The organism is uncultured Agrobacterium sp., from assembly GCF_913777885.1.
Classification (GTDB): Bacteria; Pseudomonadota; Alphaproteobacteria; order Rhizobiales; family Rhizobiaceae; genus Agrobacterium.
The window spans coordinates 35716-54645 of the sequence record NZ_CAJYTV010000012.1 but is presented as its reverse complement, the minus strand read 5'-3'; the positions used below and the strand labels follow the sequence as shown (position 1 = coordinate 54645).

The 18930-nt window shown below is 63.9% G+C and carries 15 protein-coding genes and 1 pseudogene; 1 reads left to right on the top strand and 15 read right to left on the bottom strand.

The features are described 5' to 3' along the window. Positions 1-18: 18 nt before the first annotated feature. The 7 genes from QZ869_RS11640 to QZ869_RS11610 form a co-directional block, all read right to left on the bottom strand. Positions 19-951 (bottom strand): CsgG/HfaB family protein, encoded by a 933-nt coding sequence (locus tag QZ869_RS11640; protein ID WP_296104773.1) that lies wholly within the window; start codon positions 949-951, stop codon positions 19-21. Further along, positions 948-1502 (bottom strand): hypothetical protein, encoded by a 555-nt coding sequence (locus QZ869_RS11635; RefSeq protein ID WP_296104770.1) that lies wholly within the window; start codon positions 1500-1502, stop codon positions 948-950. The genes QZ869_RS11640 and QZ869_RS11635 overlap by 4 nt, the downstream gene beginning before the upstream one ends. Then, the gene (locus tag QZ869_RS11630) at positions 1499-1747 is read right to left on the bottom strand and encodes a DUF2274 domain-containing protein (protein ID WP_296104768.1); all 249 of its coding nucleotides are present in this window, start codon (positions 1745-1747) and stop codon (positions 1499-1501) included. Before QZ869_RS11630 ends, QZ869_RS11635 begins: the two co-directional genes overlap by 4 nt. Beyond that, positions 1744-2994 carry a TrbI/VirB10 family protein gene (locus QZ869_RS11625; protein ID WP_296104764.1) on the bottom strand — a complete coding sequence of 417 codons (1251 nt, stop codon included), beginning with the start codon at positions 2992-2994 and terminating at the stop codon, positions 1744-1746. Before QZ869_RS11625 ends, QZ869_RS11630 begins: the two co-directional genes overlap by 4 nt. Continuing rightward, positions 2991-4019: a P-type conjugative transfer protein TrbG gene (gene trbG, locus QZ869_RS11620; RefSeq protein WP_296104762.1), complete on the bottom strand. Its 1029-nt coding sequence runs from the start codon at positions 4017-4019 to the stop codon at positions 2991-2993. Before trbG ends, QZ869_RS11625 begins: the two co-directional genes overlap by 4 nt. Then, positions 4016-4855, bottom strand: coding sequence for a conjugal transfer protein TrbF (trbF, locus tag QZ869_RS11615; RefSeq protein WP_296104759.1), 840 nt, complete (start codon positions 4853-4855; stop codon positions 4016-4018). Before trbF ends, trbG begins: the two co-directional genes overlap by 4 nt. A gap of 137 nt (positions 4856-4992) precedes the next feature. Continuing rightward, positions 4993-5160: a hypothetical protein gene (locus QZ869_RS11610; RefSeq protein ID WP_296104758.1), complete on the bottom strand. Its 168-nt coding sequence runs from the start codon at positions 5158-5160 to the stop codon at positions 4993-4995. Between the two features lie 626 nt (positions 5161-5786). Here QZ869_RS11610 and QZ869_RS11605 point away from each other — a divergent pair. Beyond that, positions 5787-6890, top strand: a complete 1104-nt coding sequence (locus QZ869_RS11605) for a DUF3883 domain-containing protein (RefSeq protein ID WP_296104755.1) — start codon at positions 5787-5789, stop codon at positions 6888-6890. A gap of 98 nt (positions 6891-6988) precedes the next feature. On the opposite strand, the gene QZ869_RS11600 is transcribed toward QZ869_RS11605, so the two are convergent. The 8 genes and pseudogenes from QZ869_RS11600 to QZ869_RS11565 form a co-directional block, all read right to left on the bottom strand. Beyond that, positions 6989-8083: a DUF3800 domain-containing protein gene (locus QZ869_RS11600; RefSeq protein ID WP_296104752.1), complete on the bottom strand. Its 1095-nt coding sequence runs from the start codon at positions 8081-8083 to the stop codon at positions 6989-6991. Positions 8084-8129: 46 nt separating this feature from the next. After that, complete coding sequence (locus QZ869_RS11595) at positions 8130-9056, bottom strand: DUF2493 domain-containing protein (protein ID WP_296104749.1); 927 nt, start codon at positions 9054-9056, stop codon at positions 8130-8132. Between the two features lie 280 nt (positions 9057-9336). Next, complete coding sequence (locus tag QZ869_RS11590; RefSeq protein ID WP_296104746.1) at positions 9337-10404, bottom strand: toprim domain-containing protein; 1068 nt, start codon at positions 10402-10404, stop codon at positions 9337-9339. After that, positions 10404-14539: pseudogene (locus QZ869_RS11585) on the bottom strand (strawberry notch-like NTP hydrolase domain-containing protein); the annotation flags it as partial. The pseudogene QZ869_RS11585 and the gene QZ869_RS11590, both read right to left, overlap by 1 nt. Before the next feature lie 223 nt (positions 14540-14762). Then, on the bottom strand, positions 14763-15017 hold the full coding sequence (locus QZ869_RS11580) for a DUF6117 family protein (protein WP_296104743.1): 255 nt from the start codon (positions 15015-15017) through the stop codon (positions 14763-14765). Between the two features lie 133 nt (positions 15018-15150). Beyond that, positions 15151-17292, bottom strand: a complete 2142-nt coding sequence (locus QZ869_RS11575; protein ID WP_296104740.1) for a ParB/RepB/Spo0J family partition protein — start codon at positions 17290-17292, stop codon at positions 15151-15153. 81 nt (positions 17293-17373) lie between these two features. Further along, positions 17374-18258: an addiction module antidote protein gene (locus tag QZ869_RS11570; protein WP_296104738.1), complete on the bottom strand. Its 885-nt coding sequence runs from the start codon at positions 18256-18258 to the stop codon at positions 17374-17376. Beyond that, positions 18255-18848: a ComF family protein gene (locus QZ869_RS11565; RefSeq protein WP_296104736.1), complete on the bottom strand. Its 594-nt coding sequence runs from the start codon at positions 18846-18848 to the stop codon at positions 18255-18257. Before QZ869_RS11565 ends, QZ869_RS11570 begins: the two co-directional genes overlap by 4 nt. Positions 18849-18930: the final 82 nt, after the last annotated feature.

Here is an 18930-nt window from a genome sequence, read left to right as displayed (position 1 = left end):
GGCGAAGGCGGTCGCGGCTCAGGGCAGCGATCCATCGGACTCGCGACGATCTGGGCTGACGGCGGCCATCCGGCCGGTAGCCGGGCGAGGTCGCAGCGCTGGCGGCCTCGATGCGAGGCACGCTTCCGGATCGGCTTTGAGCACGCTGCCGATCAGGCGCAGCGTCGCCTCTTCGAGGGTGGTGCGGATGCCGAGCTGGAGCGGCTCCTGGCCCTTGGCACCGATATTGATGTCGAAGAGGTTCGAGCCGAAGAAGCGGAAGGTCCCTGCCCCGGTCTCATAGCCGGTATATTGCTTGGTCAGGCTGACGGTCTTCACGACGATCAAGGAGCGTGTGTCGACGATGCGCAGATCGACGGCGACGGACTGGGTGAACACCCGTGCCTTCGGACCGATGCCGTTGATCGCGAACTCGGCGCCGCCCGAATGGATGTCGTAATTGACCTCGGTGATGCCGCCGACGATGAAATAATCCGAGCCAATCAAGGACCCGCCAAAATATGGCAACCACTTCACGGGCCCGCCCGGCTGACCGGGAACGCTGTGTTGCTCGCCATCGCCGAGCTGGCGCTTGTCCATCCACACGAGTTCGCGTTCGGCGACCGTCGGGTCGAAGCGTTCGGCAAGACGGATGCGGTCGCCGAGCTTGCCGAGCGCCGATGTCACCATCAGCGCGCCGCCTTGGGTGACGGCATTGCCCTCCAGATTGGAGAACTTGCCCGTATAGTCTCGGACCTCGCCGACACCAACGAGGGGCGCCCTCCCCTTCGCAGGTTGTGCAGCGCGATAGCAGGCAAAAACCGGGTCCATGGGCGTGCGGTTGTCACGAACCGGCGGGCCGACCGGTTGAGCGGCTTCGCCCGCTGCGAGCTTCTCCGTGTGGATCGAGGCACAGGCGGTCAGCGAGATGGCCAGCCATGAGACGATGCTGACCCGGGCGACACGGATCATCGGTCACCTCCGAAACTGCACGCGCTCGAACCCGAGACGCTGGCGCTCTGTGACCCGCTGTTGGTCTGAGTGGAGTTGAGCGCCTGACGGGGGCTCCCCGTCACGGAGGCTTCCGCCGAACCGGTCACGCCGGCAGAGATCATGCCACTGTTCGACAGCCAGCTTACCGCGCGGTTGCCGCCTTGCCGTCCGCCACCGTTCAGGACCGTGTCGGCGTCATTGCCGTTAGCGAGCGCCGTGGGGCCGCTGACCGACGGCGAATTGGCGACGGCGCTCTGCGTGCCGTCGTTGCCGACCGAGGTGGCGGTGACGCCGCAATTATACTGGCGGGCGATATTCGTGGTGTAGCTGGGTGCCTGGTAGAAACCGCCGCGGCGTTTCTCCATCAGGTCGAGAACGAACGCCTGATTTGCGCGATCGCCGGACGTCTTGAACTGCCAGCCATAGCTTTCGCCGTAGTTGTTGGCCTGGGCGGGTGCCGCGTTCAGGAGCGGAAGGATCAGGATGGCCGCAACGAAACCGCGGCCTCCCGTGAACGAGGGTCGGGTCATTGGTCGGTCTTTCGAGAGGCGTTGGGATCGAAACCGCGGCGCGCTTTGGCAAAGCCGCGATCGGTGGCGATGAAGCGTTCGAGCATAGGGCCGACCAGGCGGACCGGATCGGCAGCAGGCTGTCCCGCCTCGCGGGCGAGGATCTCGGCGTAAACGGTCAGATCGCGATGTAGGCTGGCGGGCAGTTCCAGCGTGACCTTGACCGGCTTGTCGTCGACGATCGGGCCGAGCTTGAGCTTGCTCATGGCGCGGCTCCGTAAGGTTCGAGGACGAGATCGCGCGTGACCAGCACGCGGACGGGGAAGCCAGGGCGGATGGTGAGCGTCGGGGCAATGTCGAGCTGACGGCCGACCACCTGCCGCCCCACCTGGGCGACACCATCGGAGGCACCCTGGCGAATGGCGCGGGCGATATCGCTTTCCTCTCCCGAAGAACCGGCCTGCGAACCGATGCTGAGCAGCGTCGAGAGGCCGGCAGCCTTGGCGAGATCCCACCAGTGATGATCGACGCCATCCTCGAGGCCCGCATAGCCCTCGGCATCGGCGCCAGGCTGGCGTTCGAGGACGATGGAGCGGCCGTTGGGGAAGATCAGCCGATTCCAGACGAGCAGGACGCGGCGCTGGCCGAAGCCGACACCATTGTCATACTGACCAACGACGCGTGTGCCCTGCGGCACCAGCAGGATGCGCCCGGTCGGGCTGTCATAGACATTCTCGGTGACCTGGGCGGTGATCTGCCCCGGCAGATCGGAGCGGATGCCGGTGATGAGGGCCGCGGCGATCACCGCGCCCGCCTGCAGCACGTTCGCCGAGGCGGGTGCAGCGACGCGATCGGGGGAGACGGTGCGCTTGTCGGGCGTGGCGTCGAGAAAGGCTTGCTGGCGCTGTTGCGCCGAGGGCGTCGCAGGCTGGGGCGCGAGGCCAAGGCTGGCTAGATCGGTCGGCGGGGTGGTCGTCGCATTCGGCTGCGCCGCTGCATCCGCGGAACGTGTCTCGGTCTGCGCGAAGAGCTTGGCGAGCCGCGCCGCTTCCAGCTCCTGTAAGCGGCGCTGTTCTTCCGGGCTGGGGCCAGCAGCCATGGGGGTGGTGATCGCGGGCGCCGTGACCGGCTGGCCGCGATTCTGCGCATCGAGGAGCGGCCGCCCGAGATCGCCAGGTAGCGGAGGCCCAAGCTTCGGTCCGGTATAATCCTTCGGAAGAGCGTTCAGCCCGTCCGGCGTATTGCGGCCGTCGGTATCGTAGAGTTCCTGCCGCGGGCCGTCCTGCCGGAGCTGAAGGGCGTAATAGAGCGTGCCGCAGACGAAGACGCTCGACGCCGCGCCCAGCCCGACGATGACGCGGCGTGACAGGCGCGTGACGCGCGGCGGCTCGGGACGCAGCCGCATCGGCGCGACCGGCTCGCCAGTCAGTGGCCGGGCGTCGTCTTCCGACGTCCCGGCAGGGTGCGATGCTCTTACCTCCGCCCCTTCCTTATCGGGATCGACCGTGCTCATGATGCCGGCCTCCCGTCCGTGCGGGCGATGCGCACGCGCTTCTGGTGCTTGTCGGCGCCGAAGCGGAGTTCGGCGGCGGCAAACAACCGGTCGACGATCATGTAGTTGCCGCGTACGCGGTAGTTCACCAGCTCGGAGGTCGAGCCTTGCGGCCCGACGACGAAGAGCGGTGGCATCTCGCCCTGGCCAATGCCGCGGGGAAACTCGATGAACACCTGGCGGCCGTCGTCGAAGGCTCGCAAGGGGCGCCACGGAGCGCGGTCGCCCGTCACCTGATAACGGAAGTTGACCTTGGCCAGATCGATGCCGCTGGAAACCGGCTGGGCCGCTTCCGCCTGCTGGTTCTGCCTGCGCAGCGCAATGAGCTGGTCCTGCGGATATTGCCAGGAGACCGACGCCATGTAGGTCGAGAGCGTCGAGCGCAGTTCGAGGTGATAGGTGCGCCGATCGGTGTTGATGACGAGATTGGTCGTCAGATCGGGACGCGTCGGTTTGACGAGGATATGGACGACCCTGCCCGCACCCGTGCCGCTCTCGGTATCGCCGATGATCCAACGCACGGTGTCGCCGGCTGCGACCGGGCCGGAGCCGACGAGCTGCTCGCCGGGCTGGAGACCGATGTCGGTGATCTGCCCCGGCGCGGCATAGACCTGATAGAGGGCGCCATCGACGAAGGGGTAGAGCTGCATCGCATTGATGAAGCCGTTCCTGACCGGCTGCATGCGCGCGGCGGCATTGGCCTGATTGATCCGCGCCCTCGGGTCGGCGATCTCCGGCTGGCCCTTCACGTCCTTGCCGACCGGCTTCAACTGGCCGGGAAGCGGCAAGGGTTTGGGCAGCTCGACCACCTGCACGGGTTTGGGTGGATCGGCGGCGATGACGGCGGGTGCGGCGTCATCGTAGGAGATCTCGGGCGGTGGAGTGTGCCCCGCGCAGCCAGCGAGCGCCGAGGCGGAAAAGAGGAAGAATGGGAAAGCAGCGAAGCGGAAGGCTGGCTCTCCGGTTTTGCGGAAGGTCGGCGTCATTGCGATAGCTCCTTCGACCAGTTGATGGCTTTGACGAAAATCCCGAGCGGATTCTTCCTGAGCGCGTCGGCGTCCCGCGGGGTCTGGATTGCGATGGTCAGGATGGCGGACCACCGTTCGGTCGAGGCGAGCGAGCCGTCCTGATAGCGGCGCTCGGTCCAGGCGACGCGGAAGCTCGATGGCGAGGCGCGGATGACCGAGGAGACCTCGACGGCGACCTGTTGCTTACCGACCTTGGCGAATGGGTCGTTGGTGCGGGCATAGTCGCTGAGCGCGACCGCTCCGGCTTGCGTGGTGAAGTCATAGGCGCGCAGCCAGTTCTGGCGCACAATGATCGGGTCGGCCGGGATCGAGCGGACCTGCTCGATGAAGCGCGCGAGATAGAAGGCGATCTGGGCATCGCTCGGCCGGTAGTCGGCAGTCCTAAGGTCGGTGGCCGCCATGCCCGCCACGCGCAGAAACGCCGTGATGCCGATCGCAACGGCACCGATCGTCGAAAACACGATCTGCCAGGTTTCCGACGGCATGGTGTGCTTCACGATGCCATGAACGGCATGATACCCGGCGATGACGGCGGGTGCGACGAAGACGGTCGCGATCGCGAGCTTGGCCCACAGCGGGCGGACGATCGCAAGCAGCACTTGGCCGAAGCCGAGCGTCAGCGCCGCAGCCACGATGCCGACGAGGATCGCGCCAAGCCAGCCGGCGCCTGTGTGATAGGCCCAGCTCGCCGCGCTGACGCCGGCGAAGAACGGCAGCGCGAAGACAGCGAGCGTGAAAAGCAGCCAGCAGAAAAAGCCGATGGCAGCGATGGATAGCATGAACATGAGGAACATGGTGGTGTCTCCGATAGAAAGACTGTGACAGTCGCGCCTCCACCACCACCGCGGCGCGATCGGAACGATAGCAGAACAAAAGCTATGCCGGGAGCGGAGACCCGCAGGGCTTTCGCCTCGGCTGCGATCTTCGCCCCTCACGGGGCGAAAGGGTCGATCTCATCGACGATGGCGGCGCTCTCGCCGTCATATTCGGCGGCCGGTGTCACCGACAGCGTGCCGTCGCCAGCCCGGAAGATGACGATAACGGTCATGAGGGTGGTGGCGAGGCTGAAGGCGAAGGCGTGAGCGTCGTTGAAGGACATCGATCCGGCTCCTGTTCCGAGCGGAGGACCATCCCCCGCTGACAGGCGCCCGAAGTGTCCGGCCGTGGGCCGCAATCACCGTGGAGGCGCAGCCGGAGCGGCGGCACGCGCATGCGTAGTCCGACCCTTTATGGGTTGATGGCGTCAGGCCCTCGGCCGGACCAAGGAATGGCGCTGATGAAGCGGGGGGTCGGCCTGCTCTCGGAGGAAACCGGAGATAGCGTATCCCAAATATAGCCGCGCCTTCGTCGTCTGGTGCTTTCGCAAGGCAAATATACTGACGTCTATCGCCCCGCACGTATCGGCGAGAAGGAGGTAGAGACGGATCGCGACGTGCCAGTTCGTTGCTGCCAGCGTTAGCGATTGAAGCCGAATGGCGGAAACACGGCGCAGGCGTGGTTCCGGCGCAGCCGAAAGCGCGGCCCATGGGGCAACGCCTCGCCAGCTTTGACACGACTGGTACGGCTGACAACCCGTCGATCGCGATGTCCGCTTAATCGAAACCTATGCGTCCAATCTCGATGCAATTCAATCGACGCGAATGGCAGGAGTATTTCAATCAGCACGTTCACTAGCTAATCTCTTACCGAGGCAGCTATGTCGGAATTAACGGGGCCTTCTCTCTCATGCGCGAACGCATCATCTTTCTGCACGGCATTTACCTTAACACCTATCGCGGAACACTGGATGGATTCTATCCGGGCGGATTCAAGTGGGCAGCAGAAAACGGTTGGGGCGGCGAAGTCTTCAATTTTCAGCCGGTAGCGGGCCGATGCTACGGTCATGTCGAAGTTCTCGATCATTCCATTCATATCGAGAAGCTTGGTACTTCGCTGGATAGCCCTTCTATCGATGACGTTCTCGTTGTCTGGACAGCCCCCGACCCCTCTCCCCGGCGTGGCAGACTCGTCGTGGGCTGGTATCGTCATGCGACCGTCCACCGCGACCGACAGAATCCCACTGGTGCTTTGCGAAAAGCCCGCACATTCGTGCCGCCCGCTCCACATGAAAGGCGCCCGCTGTCCTACCAGGTCGAGGCAGCGGAGCAGCATTGTACGCTGCTCGCGCCCGAAGAGCGCGTTTTATGGATACCGCCACGCAAAAAGGGCAAGAAAGGCATACCAGGTCAAAGCCCCGTCTACTTCCCCATGTCGCAAAAGGTGGTGGGCCCGGAGATCGCAGATCGCGTCCGTCGTTTTATCGAGACGGGCGAAGCCCTGTCGCTGGAGGAGGTGGTTCGAGGCAAGCACAGCTCGAAGCGCGGACGACATCAACCTGACCCTGAACGCCGAAAAGAGATCGAGGACGAAGCCATGGGTTTCGTAACCCGCCATTTTCAGGGGTTAAACTTCCAAGTCGATGACGTTTCGCTGAAGAATCTGGGATACGATCTGTGTGCCCGGAAAGGCGATGTCACTTTGTGTATCGAAGTAAAGGGGCGGTCGGGCAGACACGTCACCGCTGATTTCACATTCAACGAATTTGACAAGATACGACTGGAGGAACGGGGCAAGTTCGGCGATGGCAGCTATCGAATTTGTATCGTCACAGATGTGCTGAATGAAGGCATCGGCGCGAGACTCCATCATTTTTGGTACGTCGCGCCAACGGCCGTGCAGAAAGCTCGTGGCGTGAAACCTGCGTGGCGGAATATCGAAAATGACCAGATACTCGAATTGTTACCGCGCGAGGCGGCACAGGCAAGGCTCGCTGGCAAAGTTGGCGCATGAGATCAGACTCCGAAAATCCGCCGACCGCGAAGACATCGCGGGCCAATCATAATTGCAGTTTCGTCCATCACCTGCGTCATCTTCGCAATGACGGGATGTCAGGCCGGAAGAACGCCCATTGATCGCAGGTCGGTAGCGTTCAACACGAAGTTGATCCCGCGCCCTTCACTCGGCTCGGAAAGCTCCAAAATACGTGTAAACGCTGCCTGTTCCCCTTTGGAAACCGTCCCTTCATATAGCGCCTGCTTGGTATAACGCATCAGGAAGCCGGCCAATACGTCAGCGGCCTGAATCCCTGGCGATTCATGCGAGGCCGTGAATACTAGGCTAGCATGCTCCCTAAAATGATAATCGGCAAACTGCACATCTGGCGTTGAGCGTCCGCCGCCAATCCCCTCAACCATATGTTTGGCATCATTGAGTATGTCATCAAAATGATCTTGTTGATCGTGGAACAGCCTAATCCCGTTGATTTTGCTACGATGCAAGTGATTGAGGCGCGCGTAGATATTTGTGAACGATGTGAGATTTGGCAACATCCAGACAGATTGGCCGCGTTTTCCCGTGTCGGGTGATGGCAGGAACCTGCGCCAGGTCGTCGGGGCGTCCCGCCCCATTTCTTCGAACTCCTCGCTGCTGTGCATTACGGATTCCCGAATGGCAAAGGCAACGTCGTTGTCTGGTTCCTCTGGAATCCAGTCGAATACTGCGTTGAAGACCGCAGGGATGCTGCTTGCCGACGGCGCGGTGCAGGCCGCGATGAACCTCTCAAAGATTGTGGATGCCGCATTGGCATGGATATGCTCAGCCATGATGTTGCGTACCCAAAACGCCCTTCGGGACACACTGGCGGGCCCGAAGGGGGGAAGCACAACCGCATTGACGATGTTTGCTGCCAACATGAAACGCTTGTCGACCACCTCGGCAAGAAATGGCCAGCCCATTTCCTCGATGAAGTCTGCCAACTCCAAAACGAAGCCCGGCTTATCGCGGACGAAGTTTGATTTCAGCTCCGGCGCAGAGATCCGGTATTTTTTTTTGAGGCGTGCGAGTTCAGCGCTCAGAGCATCGAGATTGCCTACCCCCAGACAGGCGAGTGCAAATACCTCCTGTTTTCCAAAGTCGAAGCGGTCGCCCGATCGAACAAGGTCGCCAGTGTTACCGCTTTCATCCAAAAAGTATTCGCTGATCATCGCGTGAACATGCTGCATAATGTGCAAAAAGGAAATGCGGCGGCGCTCACGCGCCGCCGTTCCCGAACCGATAGACGGGGATACCGAGCTTGCGGGCCTTGTCGGCGAGGTTGTCCTGAATGCCCGTACCGGGGAAGATGATGACGCCGATCGGCAGGACGTTCAGCATGGCGTCGTTGCGTTTGAACGGGGCGGCCTTGGCGTGTTTCGTCCAGTCGGGCTTGAAGGCGACCTGCGGTACTTTCCGGTGGTCGGCCCAGCGGGCGGCGACCTTCTCGGCGCCCTTGGGCGAACCGCCATGCAGCAGCACCATGTCGGGGTGCTTGGCGTGAATCTGATCGAGCTTGGCCCAGATCGGCTTGTGGTCGACGACGTCGCCCCCGGAGAAGGCGACCTTCGGCCCTGATGGCAGCATCACCTCGGTCTCGGCACGACGTTTGGCGGCGAGGAAATCGCGACTGTCGATCATCGCCGCAGTCAGATTGCGGTGGTTGACCATCGAGCCGGTGCGCGGACGCCAGCTTGAGCCGGTCTGGCGGTGATAATGTTCGGCGGCCTGGTCGCGCATCAGTTCGAAGGCGTCGCGGCGTTCCAGCAATGTCTGGCCCTCGGCGGTCAGGCGCTCGAGTTCGACCGACTTCACCTCGCTGCCGTCCTGTTCGCGCTGAAGGCGGCACTGGCCCTGCTCATTGTCGTCCAACTCGCGTTCGATGCGGTCGGTGGCGCGGTGGAAGAGATTGACCGTCGACCACAGCAGATCGTCGAGGTCCGGTTCGAGGCGGGTGTCTTCGAGCGTGGAAATCAGGGCATCGAAGATGTCGGCGATGGCGCCGGCGACGCGGTTGCCTTCCGGGAGGGGGCGCGGGTCGAGTTCGTCCGCGAAGGGACGATGGCCGTAAAGCTGAAGTTCCTGGAGGATATGGTCGGTGGGCGAGGATTCGTGGTGGGGTTCGAAATCGTCGTGGTCGCTCATGGGATGCTCCGTCGGTGGACCGCGACCGTCGCGGCCTTCATGGCGACGAAGCCCATGGGCGGGACGGGCCTGCACCCGGCGCCATGCGCCGGGCCGAAGCGAAAGCGGAGGATGGCGAAGCCCGGCTATTTTGCCTCGCGATGGAAAGGCGGCTTCGCCGCCGCCGGAAAATAGCTGGGCGCAGCCATTGCCTGCCCGGCCCGACTATGGGCCGATCGCCCTCTCGAAGGCCAAGGCGCGGTCCTCTCCAGGCGCTGGAGCATCCGGGCGGGCATGACGATCACCCCGCCATTGTCCTCTCTTTCGCCGTTGCCACCAGAGCCATGAAGCGGGCAACATCCTGGGGGGCGAGCTGGACCCGCAGCATGGCGCGGAGCGCGTCCGTGCCGAAGTGACGGAGATCCTCGTTGAAGTCCTTGAGCCTCGGTGTGAGCACGATCGCCTCGATCCCGGCCGCGTCTGCCCGTTCGACCAGGCTCTTTCGCGCGCCATTGCCCGCCGGATCATTGTCGCGGACGATATAGAGCCGTCGCAGCGTCTCGGGGAACAGGATGGCTGCGAGATGGGCGGCGGACAGCCCTGCCGCCATTGCCATCCCTGGGATCGCCTGCCGTGCCGACAGGATGGTCTCGATCCCCTCGCCCGCCGCCAGCACATCGCCGGGGATGCCGAAGCGGACTGCATGGCTGAGGAGATCACCCATGGCCTTGCGCTGCGTGTCGATCGGCGCTTTGCCGCAGCCGTCGGGCGCAAGCCAGGTCCGATGCGCGCCGGTGATCCTGCCGCAAAGATCGGTGACGGCAGCGATCATCGCCGGCCATTGCTCGGTGGGGCCATGATCGTCGGGCCGATAAAAACAGCGCGGATGAAAATGCAGGTTTCCGGTTCCGCGCAAATCCGTAATGCCGCGTCCGTGCAGATACGTTTCCACGAGCGTGCCTCCGATCGGCTGCGCTATGGCGACGAGCCGCCGTGCCGCCTCGGCCGACCCTGACGGCACTGGTGTGCTGGCGTACCGCTTCGGTGTTGGCTCCGGTTCTGGATGCGGCAGGCTGAGGAACCGACGCGCCTCCTCGGCGACATCGGTGAAGTCGATCAGGCCGAGGCTCTCGCGGATCACGTCGAGCAGATCACCATGCTCGCCGCTCTGGGCATCGGTCCACTTGCCCGCCGGTCCCTTGGGGCTGTCCTTGAGCCGGACATACATCGAGCGGCCGGGCGTGTTGCGGACATCGCCGACCTGCCAGTAGTGGCCTTGGCGGCGGCCGTTCGACAGATATTCGCGGCACACCGCCTCGGCCTGCCGGCCGAGACGTTGCGCCAGATCGGAAGCATCGTAACGGGCCATCATGCGGCCTCCCGTTCGGCGATGCGCGCGATGGCGTAGGTGGCGAGGAGCTTTTCGAGCACCGCCATGCCATTCGCATCGACGGGCACGAAGAAGCGCAGTTTCCACGAGATGATCTCGGTGAACAGGCCGTAGGCGCGCAGGCGCTCGCGCATCGCATCGGTAAAGCCGGTCAGCTCGATCCGGTTGGCGCCCATGACGCGGACGCGGCGAAGCTGGAGACCGTCAGCGAGGTCGAGGATGGTACGGCCGTCGAGCAATGCCCGATGCGCGTCCTCGGCGGAAAGGGGCGCCGTGCCGGTCGAGGTGGCGTTCGCGGCCCAGGCCGGAGAGACGCGGCGGCCGATGATGCGCTCGCCGTCATCCGTCTGCAGCCGATAGACCCGCGTCGACTCGTTGGGCAGGCGCTTCCACACCGGCAGGAGCAGCCCGGCGACCATGTGCAGCGTCGCCTGCTCGAACGCCGGCACTTCGGCGCATTCGCGGTTCCAGACGGAAGCGAAGGTCTCGCGGTCGGTCTCCTCCCAATGGCTGTCGGCCATCATCTTCAACGAAGCGTGGACATGCTCCATCGGCCGGATCAGCCGGACGCGGCGCTCGATCTCGCCATCGTCGAGCATCAGCGAGGGTGCTGGCACGCGTACGGCCGCGCGGCCCGACTTGGCGTTGACCATCAGCCTGCCGCCGTCGCTATCGGCATGGGCCAGCGCGTCCGCCAGCGTCATCGGCCGGTTGCGGCGCTTCTCGGTGATGGTCAGCAGACGGGTCTCCGCGCCGGTCCCCGGGTGGGAGTAGATCACCTTGCGGTCGGTGACGACGAAGCTCTCCGCCGTCAGAGTCTCCAGCCCGACATCATAGACGCCGCTGGCAATCGCCCCCTGCACCTTGGCGTCGAGCAATTGCTCGAAGGCGGTGAAGAGAATGCCCTGCAATTCGATGGTCAGCGCCAGCAGGCGGTTGAGGAAGGTGGTGATTGGCGGCAAATCGTCCTTAATGCCGTTCTTGTCCATCAGCTTGAGGCCGGTGGCGGACTCGAAGCGATCCAGCGAGCATCCCTCGATCTTGCCCCGCGCGATCAGGAGGTAGAGCTGGCGCAGCGCGTCGCGGGCGTAAGGCGATTCCAGATTGTCCTCGGGCCGGACAGGCCCTGACCGCCAGTCTGGCGCTGGCCGCGTGTGATCGCGCCCAGCGTATCGAGCCGCCTGGCGATGGTGCTGAGGAACCGCTTTTCGGCCTTCACGTCGGTCGCGATCGGCCGGAAGAGCGGCGGCTGCGCTTGGTTGGTGCGGTTGGTGCGGCCGAGCCCCTGGATGGCGGCATCGGCCTTCCAGCCCGGTTCGAGGAGATAATGGACGCGCAGCCGCTGGTTCTTCGCCGACAGTTCCGCGTGATAGCTGCGGCCCGTGCCGCCGGCGTCGGAGAAGATGAGGATGCGCTTGAGGTCATCCATGAAGGCGGCGGTCTCGGCGAGATTGGCCGAGGGCGCGCGGTTCTCCACGGCGAAGCGGTCGCCCTTGCGGACGATGCGCCGTGACCGGCCCGTCACCTCAGCGACCATCTCGGCGCCGAAGCGCTGGACGATCTGGTCGAGCGCGCCGGGGACCGGGGGAAGTGACGCCAGATGCTCGATCAGCTCGTCGCGTCTGGCGATCGCCTCGCGGCTTTCGACCGGCTGGCCGTCACGATAGACAGGCCGCGACGACAGATTGCCCTCGGTATCGGTGAACGGCTCGTAGAGCTGCACCGGGAAGGAGTGAGCGAGGTAATCGAGGACATATTCACGCGGCGTGATGTCGACGCGGATGTCTTTCCATTCCTCGGTCGGGATCTCGGCCAGCCTGCGTTCCATCAACGCCTCGCCGGTCGAGACGATCTGCACCACGGCGGCATGGCCTGCTTCCAAATCCGCCTCGATCGAACGGATCAACGTCGGCGTCTTCATGCTGGTCAGGAGATGGCCGAAGAAGCGCTGCTTGGCGCTTTCGAAGGCGGAGCGTGCGGCGGACTTGGCCTGCCGGTTCAACGTCCCGTCGCTACCCGTGATGTTGGCGGCCTGCATCGCCGCGTCGAGATGATTATGGATGATCGCGAACGCACCCGCATAGGCATCGTAGATACGGCGCTGTTCCTCGGTAAGCGGGTGCTCGACCAGCTCGTACTCCACACCGTCATAGGAGAGCGAACGGGCGGTATAGAGACCGAGCGCACGCAGATCGCGCGCCAGAACCTCCATCGCCGCAACGCCGCCGTCCTCGATCGCCTCGACAAACTCGGCGCGGGTCGCAAAGGGGAAATCCTCGCCGCCCCAGAGGCCGAGGCGCTGGGCATAGGCGAGATTGTGGACGGTCGTTGCGCCGGTCGCGGAGACGTAGACGATGCGCGCGTTGGGCAGGGCATGTTGCAGGCGAAGCCCGGCGCGTCCCTGCTGCGAGGCGGCGACGTCGCCGCGTTCACCCTTGCCGCCAGCGGCATTTTGCATGGCATGGCTCTCGTCGAAAATGATCACTCCGTCGAAATCGGAGCCCAACCAATCGACGATCTGGCGTACTCGGGAAACCTTCTCACCGCGCTCGTCGGAGCGTAGCGTGGCATAGGTCGCGAATAGGACGCCTTCGGTCAGTGCGATCGGCTTGCCTTGCGGAAAGCGCGACAGTGGCGTGACCAGCAGGCGTTCCATGCCGAGCGCCGACCAGTCGCGCTGCGCATCCTCGATCAGTTTGTCGGACTTCGACACCCAGACCGCCTTGCGCCGCCCTTGCAGCCAGTTGTCGAGGATGATGCCAGCCGACTGGCGGCCCTTGCCCGCCCCCGTACCGTCGCCGAGCATGAAGCCGCGGCGGAAGCGAACCGCGTTCGGAGCGTCGGCGGGAGCGGCCTGGACGAGATCGAACGTAGGATTGACCGTCCATGACCCGGCGAGGAAATCCGAATGCGCCTCGCCGGCATAGATGACGGTCTCAAGCTGAGCGTCCGAGAGCAGCCCGCGGATGTTGGCGGGGAGCGTTGGACGATAGCTAGGCTTGGGTGGCGCGACCGACGCCATCGCGACCGACTGGACCAGCTTGGTGGGATGCTTCTCAGAACCGGGAATACGGATCGACTGCAATCCGTATTCTTCATAAATCGCTTCTGTGAGTTGCCCGTTTTCCGGTGCGGACCAGTCCACCGTCTCATAAGCGAGTTCGATGCCGTCGGGATCGGCAGCGGCGGCAGTCGTCGGACGCGAGGCCGCCGGATGGGCCAGATAACTGCGCACGGACTTCGTAGCCGTGGGCACCGGTCGAACCTCGGCGGGCAGCGTTACCGACAGACGCGGCGGAACCTGCGTCTCGATCCAACCGAGCAGCGTGGCAGCATCCGGCGCCAAGCCCGGCGAGGTCGGGAACGCGGTCGGATCATCGGCGGGCAGCTTGTCGATGACGGTCAGCCGCGTCGGAAAGCTGGTCCCGTGCTTGTAATAGACCGAACCGGCGATCGCAGCGGAGACGACGACGCGGCCGCGCGCCTGCAAGGCGACGAAGGCATCGCGCCAGTCCGGTAGGTCCGGGCCGACATTGGCGCCGGTGATGGCGACAAGACGCCCGCCGGGGGCGAGCCGGTTCAGCGCCGAAGCGATATGACGGAAGCCCGCATCCTGCACGCGACCGGCGACATGCGCCATGGCGGAGAACGGCGGGTTCATCAGCACGACGGACGGGATAGCCAAAGCCGCCAGATGGTCGTTGATCTGCGCGGCGTCGAACCGGGTTACGGCAATAGCCGGAAAGAGGGATGCGAGAAGCTCGGCGCGGGTATCGGCAAACTCGTTGAGGATGAGCGACCTGCCTGCCGTCTGCGCGAGGATGGCCATGAGGCCAGTGCCAGCCGAGGGTTCGAGCACGCGGTCATCCGGCGTGATCCCCGCGGCGGTGAGCGCCACAAGGCCGAGCGGCAGCGGCGTCGAGAATTGCTGGAGCGCCTGAGACTCCTCGGAGCGCCGGCTGTGGGTGGGCAAGAGGCCGGCGATCTTCGTCAGCAGGGACAACCGTGCAGCCGGGGACGCGGATTTGCCGAAGAGCGCCTTTCCGTATTTGCGCAGGAACAGGACGGTGGCGACTTCGCACGCCTCATAAGCCGTCTTCCAGTCCCAGGCCCCGTTGAGAGGGCAAGCGAGCGCGGCGCGGCCGACGCGGCAGTCACGGGGGACAGCATGTTCATGGGATCAGACCTCGGGAGAGCGGGAGGAACAAAGCCCGCGCGACGCTCTCTCTCGACCGCCCGGACTCAATCCCGTCCCGGCCCCCCTCTCCCTCTGACTGTTCTGACATGACAAAAGCGCCCGACCGTGAGGTGGGCGCTTTCTTGGTCAATGATCTGTTCTACCGGCCGTCAGGCCGGATGAAGCCGCCAGGATCGGCAGGATCAGGCGGCAAATAGGCGTCGTAGGGATTGCCGTCCGCCAGGTGACCGAACGGGACAAAGACATAGTCGCCGCTGTCGCGGCCAACAGCGCAGATGACGTAGCGAGGAACGTGGCCTGCAGCGTCGAGGCATTCCATGAGGGCCAGATTGCCGTTGGCGGCCGCGCGCAGCAGCGTCTGGAAGTTGGTACGGGCGTAATCGGGGATGCTCATCACAGTCTCCTGAAACGAGAGAGCCCGGCCTGCGCGGCGTCGCCACGCAATCGCTGTAACTTGGGCTGGGCTAAGGATGACGGAAAGGAATGACGCCGGCGGGGATGACTGAAGTGCTCCCCGCCGGGCGTGGTCATTCAGCGGCCAGCAGGGCTTGCTCGTCCTCCTCAATCGACTCCTCGTCCTCCCCATCGTCGGACAGGAAGGCAGGGAGTGCCGCGTCGTCGGTATCCTGACCGGCATGATCGCCGACCGCCCCGCCGTCAGCATCGGCCGGGCGCAGCGCTTCGGGCAACCATCCGCTATCGGCCAGCAGGCGCTCCGCCTCCTTGGCCATGTCCCCCTTCTTCATATGGTCAATGAGCTGGGCCGCCCGCTCGCCCGCGCCCTCACGCACCGCCTCGAGGATGCGCGCCTTGGTGACGCGGCCGAGATAGTTGCCGACGGTCGGTCGCCAACCGACGGCCACCATGTCGAGGCCGGTGGCGCGTGCCAGCCGCTCGGCCTGCGCCATGCGAACCTCAAGCCCATGCGCGCTGACGCCAGAGCCGCTATAGGGATTGGGCCGCTCGTAGAGCGCATTGATCCCGAAGCTGACGCAATGGGCGAGCAGTTCCATGCGGCTTTCATTGTCGAGCGTGCTCAGCCAATCCCAGAGCGCGTCTTCATCAGCCGGGACATGATCGCCCCAGCGCTCGTGCCGGTCATCGATGGACTTCCCCGATGCGCTGTCATTCAGATCGTCGACCTGCACCGGGAGGTGGACCCGCCGGACACTGGCCTCGAGCGCGCCCGTTGCCGAGCGGTGCAGGAAGGTATCCGCGACAAGCTTGTGCAGCAGCGCCGTCATGGCGACGTGCGGATGGCTGGCGACGGCATCGCGCAGCGCCAGCGTGCGGTGCGCGGTCAGTTCGCTGAGGAGGCGGTCGGGCAGCGGCTTGATGCCGTCGTCGTCGTCCTCATCTACTGTCTCACGTTGGCCGCCGAGGGTGATGACGGCACGCTGGATGGCGGGCTCACGAATCTCGCCGGTGTCGGGCTCGACGTCTTCATCCGCCACTTCACCGTCGCCTGCCGCTTCTACCGGCAACTCGTCCTCGGGTCGGACATAGCCGCGATCGATCTTGAGTGCGCCGTTCGCGTCGATCGTGACGAAGACGCCGGCAATGGCTATCTCCGCCGGGTCATAGATGACCGGGCGATCGTCGAGTTGCTCGATCGCCGTCTCGATCTCGCCGAGGCGTTGATCGACCGCATCCGGCAGGTCGTCTCCGCCCTGATACTCGGCGACGAGGGCGTCGAGTTCAGCCTCCAGCGCGTCGCGGGTCGCGCGTTCCTCGTCGCTCATGTCAAGAACGTCGCGCGTGACCCGACGCAGACCGTGGGTGATGCCGTAGGGGATTTCGACCGCCGCATCGACCCACTTCCACCCCTCATTCGCGATCTCGTCCGCGACGGTCTTCAGCTTTTCGGCTACCAGCCGGTCGAGCAGGCCGACATCCTGAAGCCAGCCGCCATTGTCGCTCTCGAACAGGTCACGCAGGATAACGCCACCGGCAGCCTCATAGGTTTCGGCGCCGATAAAGACGGCGCGCTTGTCGGCGGCATGCACGGTCTTCTCGGTCAGCGCGCGCCGGATATGCCACGGCTCGTTCTGCCAGCTATTGCGGACGGCCTCCCAGACTTGTTCCTGGCGGGTATGATCCTGCGAGACGGTGAAGGCCATGAGCTGCTTCAGCTCCATGCCGTCCTCGGCGAAGGCATCCAGCAGCACCGGTGAGACCGATGCCAGCTTGAGGCGCTGCTTCACGACATTGACGTCGATCAGAAAGGCGGCAGCGATGGCTTCCTCGCTCATTCCCTTGTCGCGCATCGCCTGGAAGGCGCGAAACTGGTCGAGGGGATGTGGGGGAATGCGCTCGTCATTCTCGGCGAAGGAGATTTCCTTCATCAGGATGCCACTTGCCGCGTCGCTGACGACGCACGGGACGGTCGAGGTCTTGTTCAGACGCTTGCTCTCCACCAGCAGTTCGAGCGCGCGGAAGCGGCGGCCGCCGGCCGGCACCTCGAACATGCCGGTCTCAATGCCCTCGGCATCCAGCACCGCCCGGACGTGCAGCGACTGGATGAGACCACGTCGGGCGATGGACTCGGCCAGGTCCTCGATCGAGACCCCGGCCTTAATACGCCGGACGTTCGACTGGCTCAGCACCAGCTTGTTGAAAGGGATGTCGCGCGACGACGACAGGGTGATCTTCTGAACGGCACTTGCCATGATCTTTACTCCGCGACGGGCGGCCGGGAGACTTTCTCTCGACCTCCAACCCGTCACGAAGCGAAGCGCCGCCCTCTTCCTCTACCCACCTGCGATCTGAAGCTGCGCGGACGGATCGCGGGGCTTGGCTTCCAGTCGCACCCCCAACGAAGACAAAACCTTGATAACCGTCACGAACTCGGGGTTCCCACCCGCATCGAGAGACCGGTAGAGGCTCTCCCGTGCAAGGCCAGTATCGCGGGCGACCTTGCTCATGCCCCGATCCCGGGCAATTTCTCCCACGATGTTCATGATCCGGGTCGCGTCACCGGACGCCAACGCGGCGTTTAGAGTCTGAACCGATTCATCCGTTGGGGGAGCAGGAGGTGTTTCCGTGGCGACCGCCGCATTACTGGCAATGCCGGGTTCATGGTTGAGCAAGCTGGGTTGCGGATCGGTTTCAATCAACGACCACTCCTGCGATGTCGCCCGTTCGCGGAGATCGCCCCGAAAGGCTGGGTCGCAACGCTGTAGGAAGTCGCGATACTGTTCGACGGTCTTGACGTTGACCGCTGCCTTATCCGGCACATTGAACAGCACTGAAATCTTACCGGCTTGGATCAGGCGCAGCACATTCAGCACGGTGCCAGGGCTTTTACCGTCCCAGATCATCAGGCCGAAATCAGCCTCACGCGCCATCTCGCGATCCTTGGCGGCATAGAACTGAAAGCCTTTTGTTCCCTTCGGGACATCGACCCGATGCGTGTTCCAAGAACCGAGATTGTTACGGGGCGTATCCCCCGAACAGAAGACGGTAACTTTGGCATAGCTGGCATCGGCGAAATGCTTCTGAACGGCCTTGTCGGCCCCGTTCGCATCTCCGACGATGACCTGATGATGGCTGGCGATCACATTATCGAGGCGCTTCTTCACCTCTGCCGGTAAACGGGAAACGTGCCGCGAGCCGCCGATGAAGATGGTGTTCATTGGTTGCTCCGTGTCTTGGTGATGGTAAGCGCCCGCACCACCTGCGCCTCGCCCGAGCCAAGGAGGACGTCGGTAATCGCATTCATGGTGGTGCCGGAGCGGAATAGGTCGTCGAAAAGCAGAATCTTGCGGCCGCGGGTCTGCGCAGCATTAACGGCGTACAGTCCCTGGACGTGTTCTTTTCGCTCGTCAGGGTCAGTGATGTTCTTGAGCTGACCAGTCGGCCGCGTCGTGGTGATGCAGGATAGAACAGGAATGCCCAATGCCTTCCCGATGCCCTCCGCCATGATGATGACCGGCTGAACCGCTCGCTGGTGCGAAGGTGGAACAGGCACGATCGAATCGAACTTGTCGCGGTGATGGCTGAGAAAGGCCGCGACGGTTTCGATGATGGGACCCGCGGCCGAGCGATCGGCTCTGTTCTTCAGGCGAAAGAGGAGTTCCGCAATCTCGGGCCGGACCGTATCGAATTGCATATAGCCAAATTCGTTATAGCCGATCGGCGTGCTGCTGATCGTGTGAAGATCCATGGCGACGCCCGATTTCCAGCGCCCGGTTATAGCTAAGGGATTGATCTTCACGACGGCCATAAGCGCCCTCCAATCCACGCACTGTAACCCATGGGCTACAGTCAAGCAAGGTGGGGCAGCTCATCTGACAATCATAAGGGAG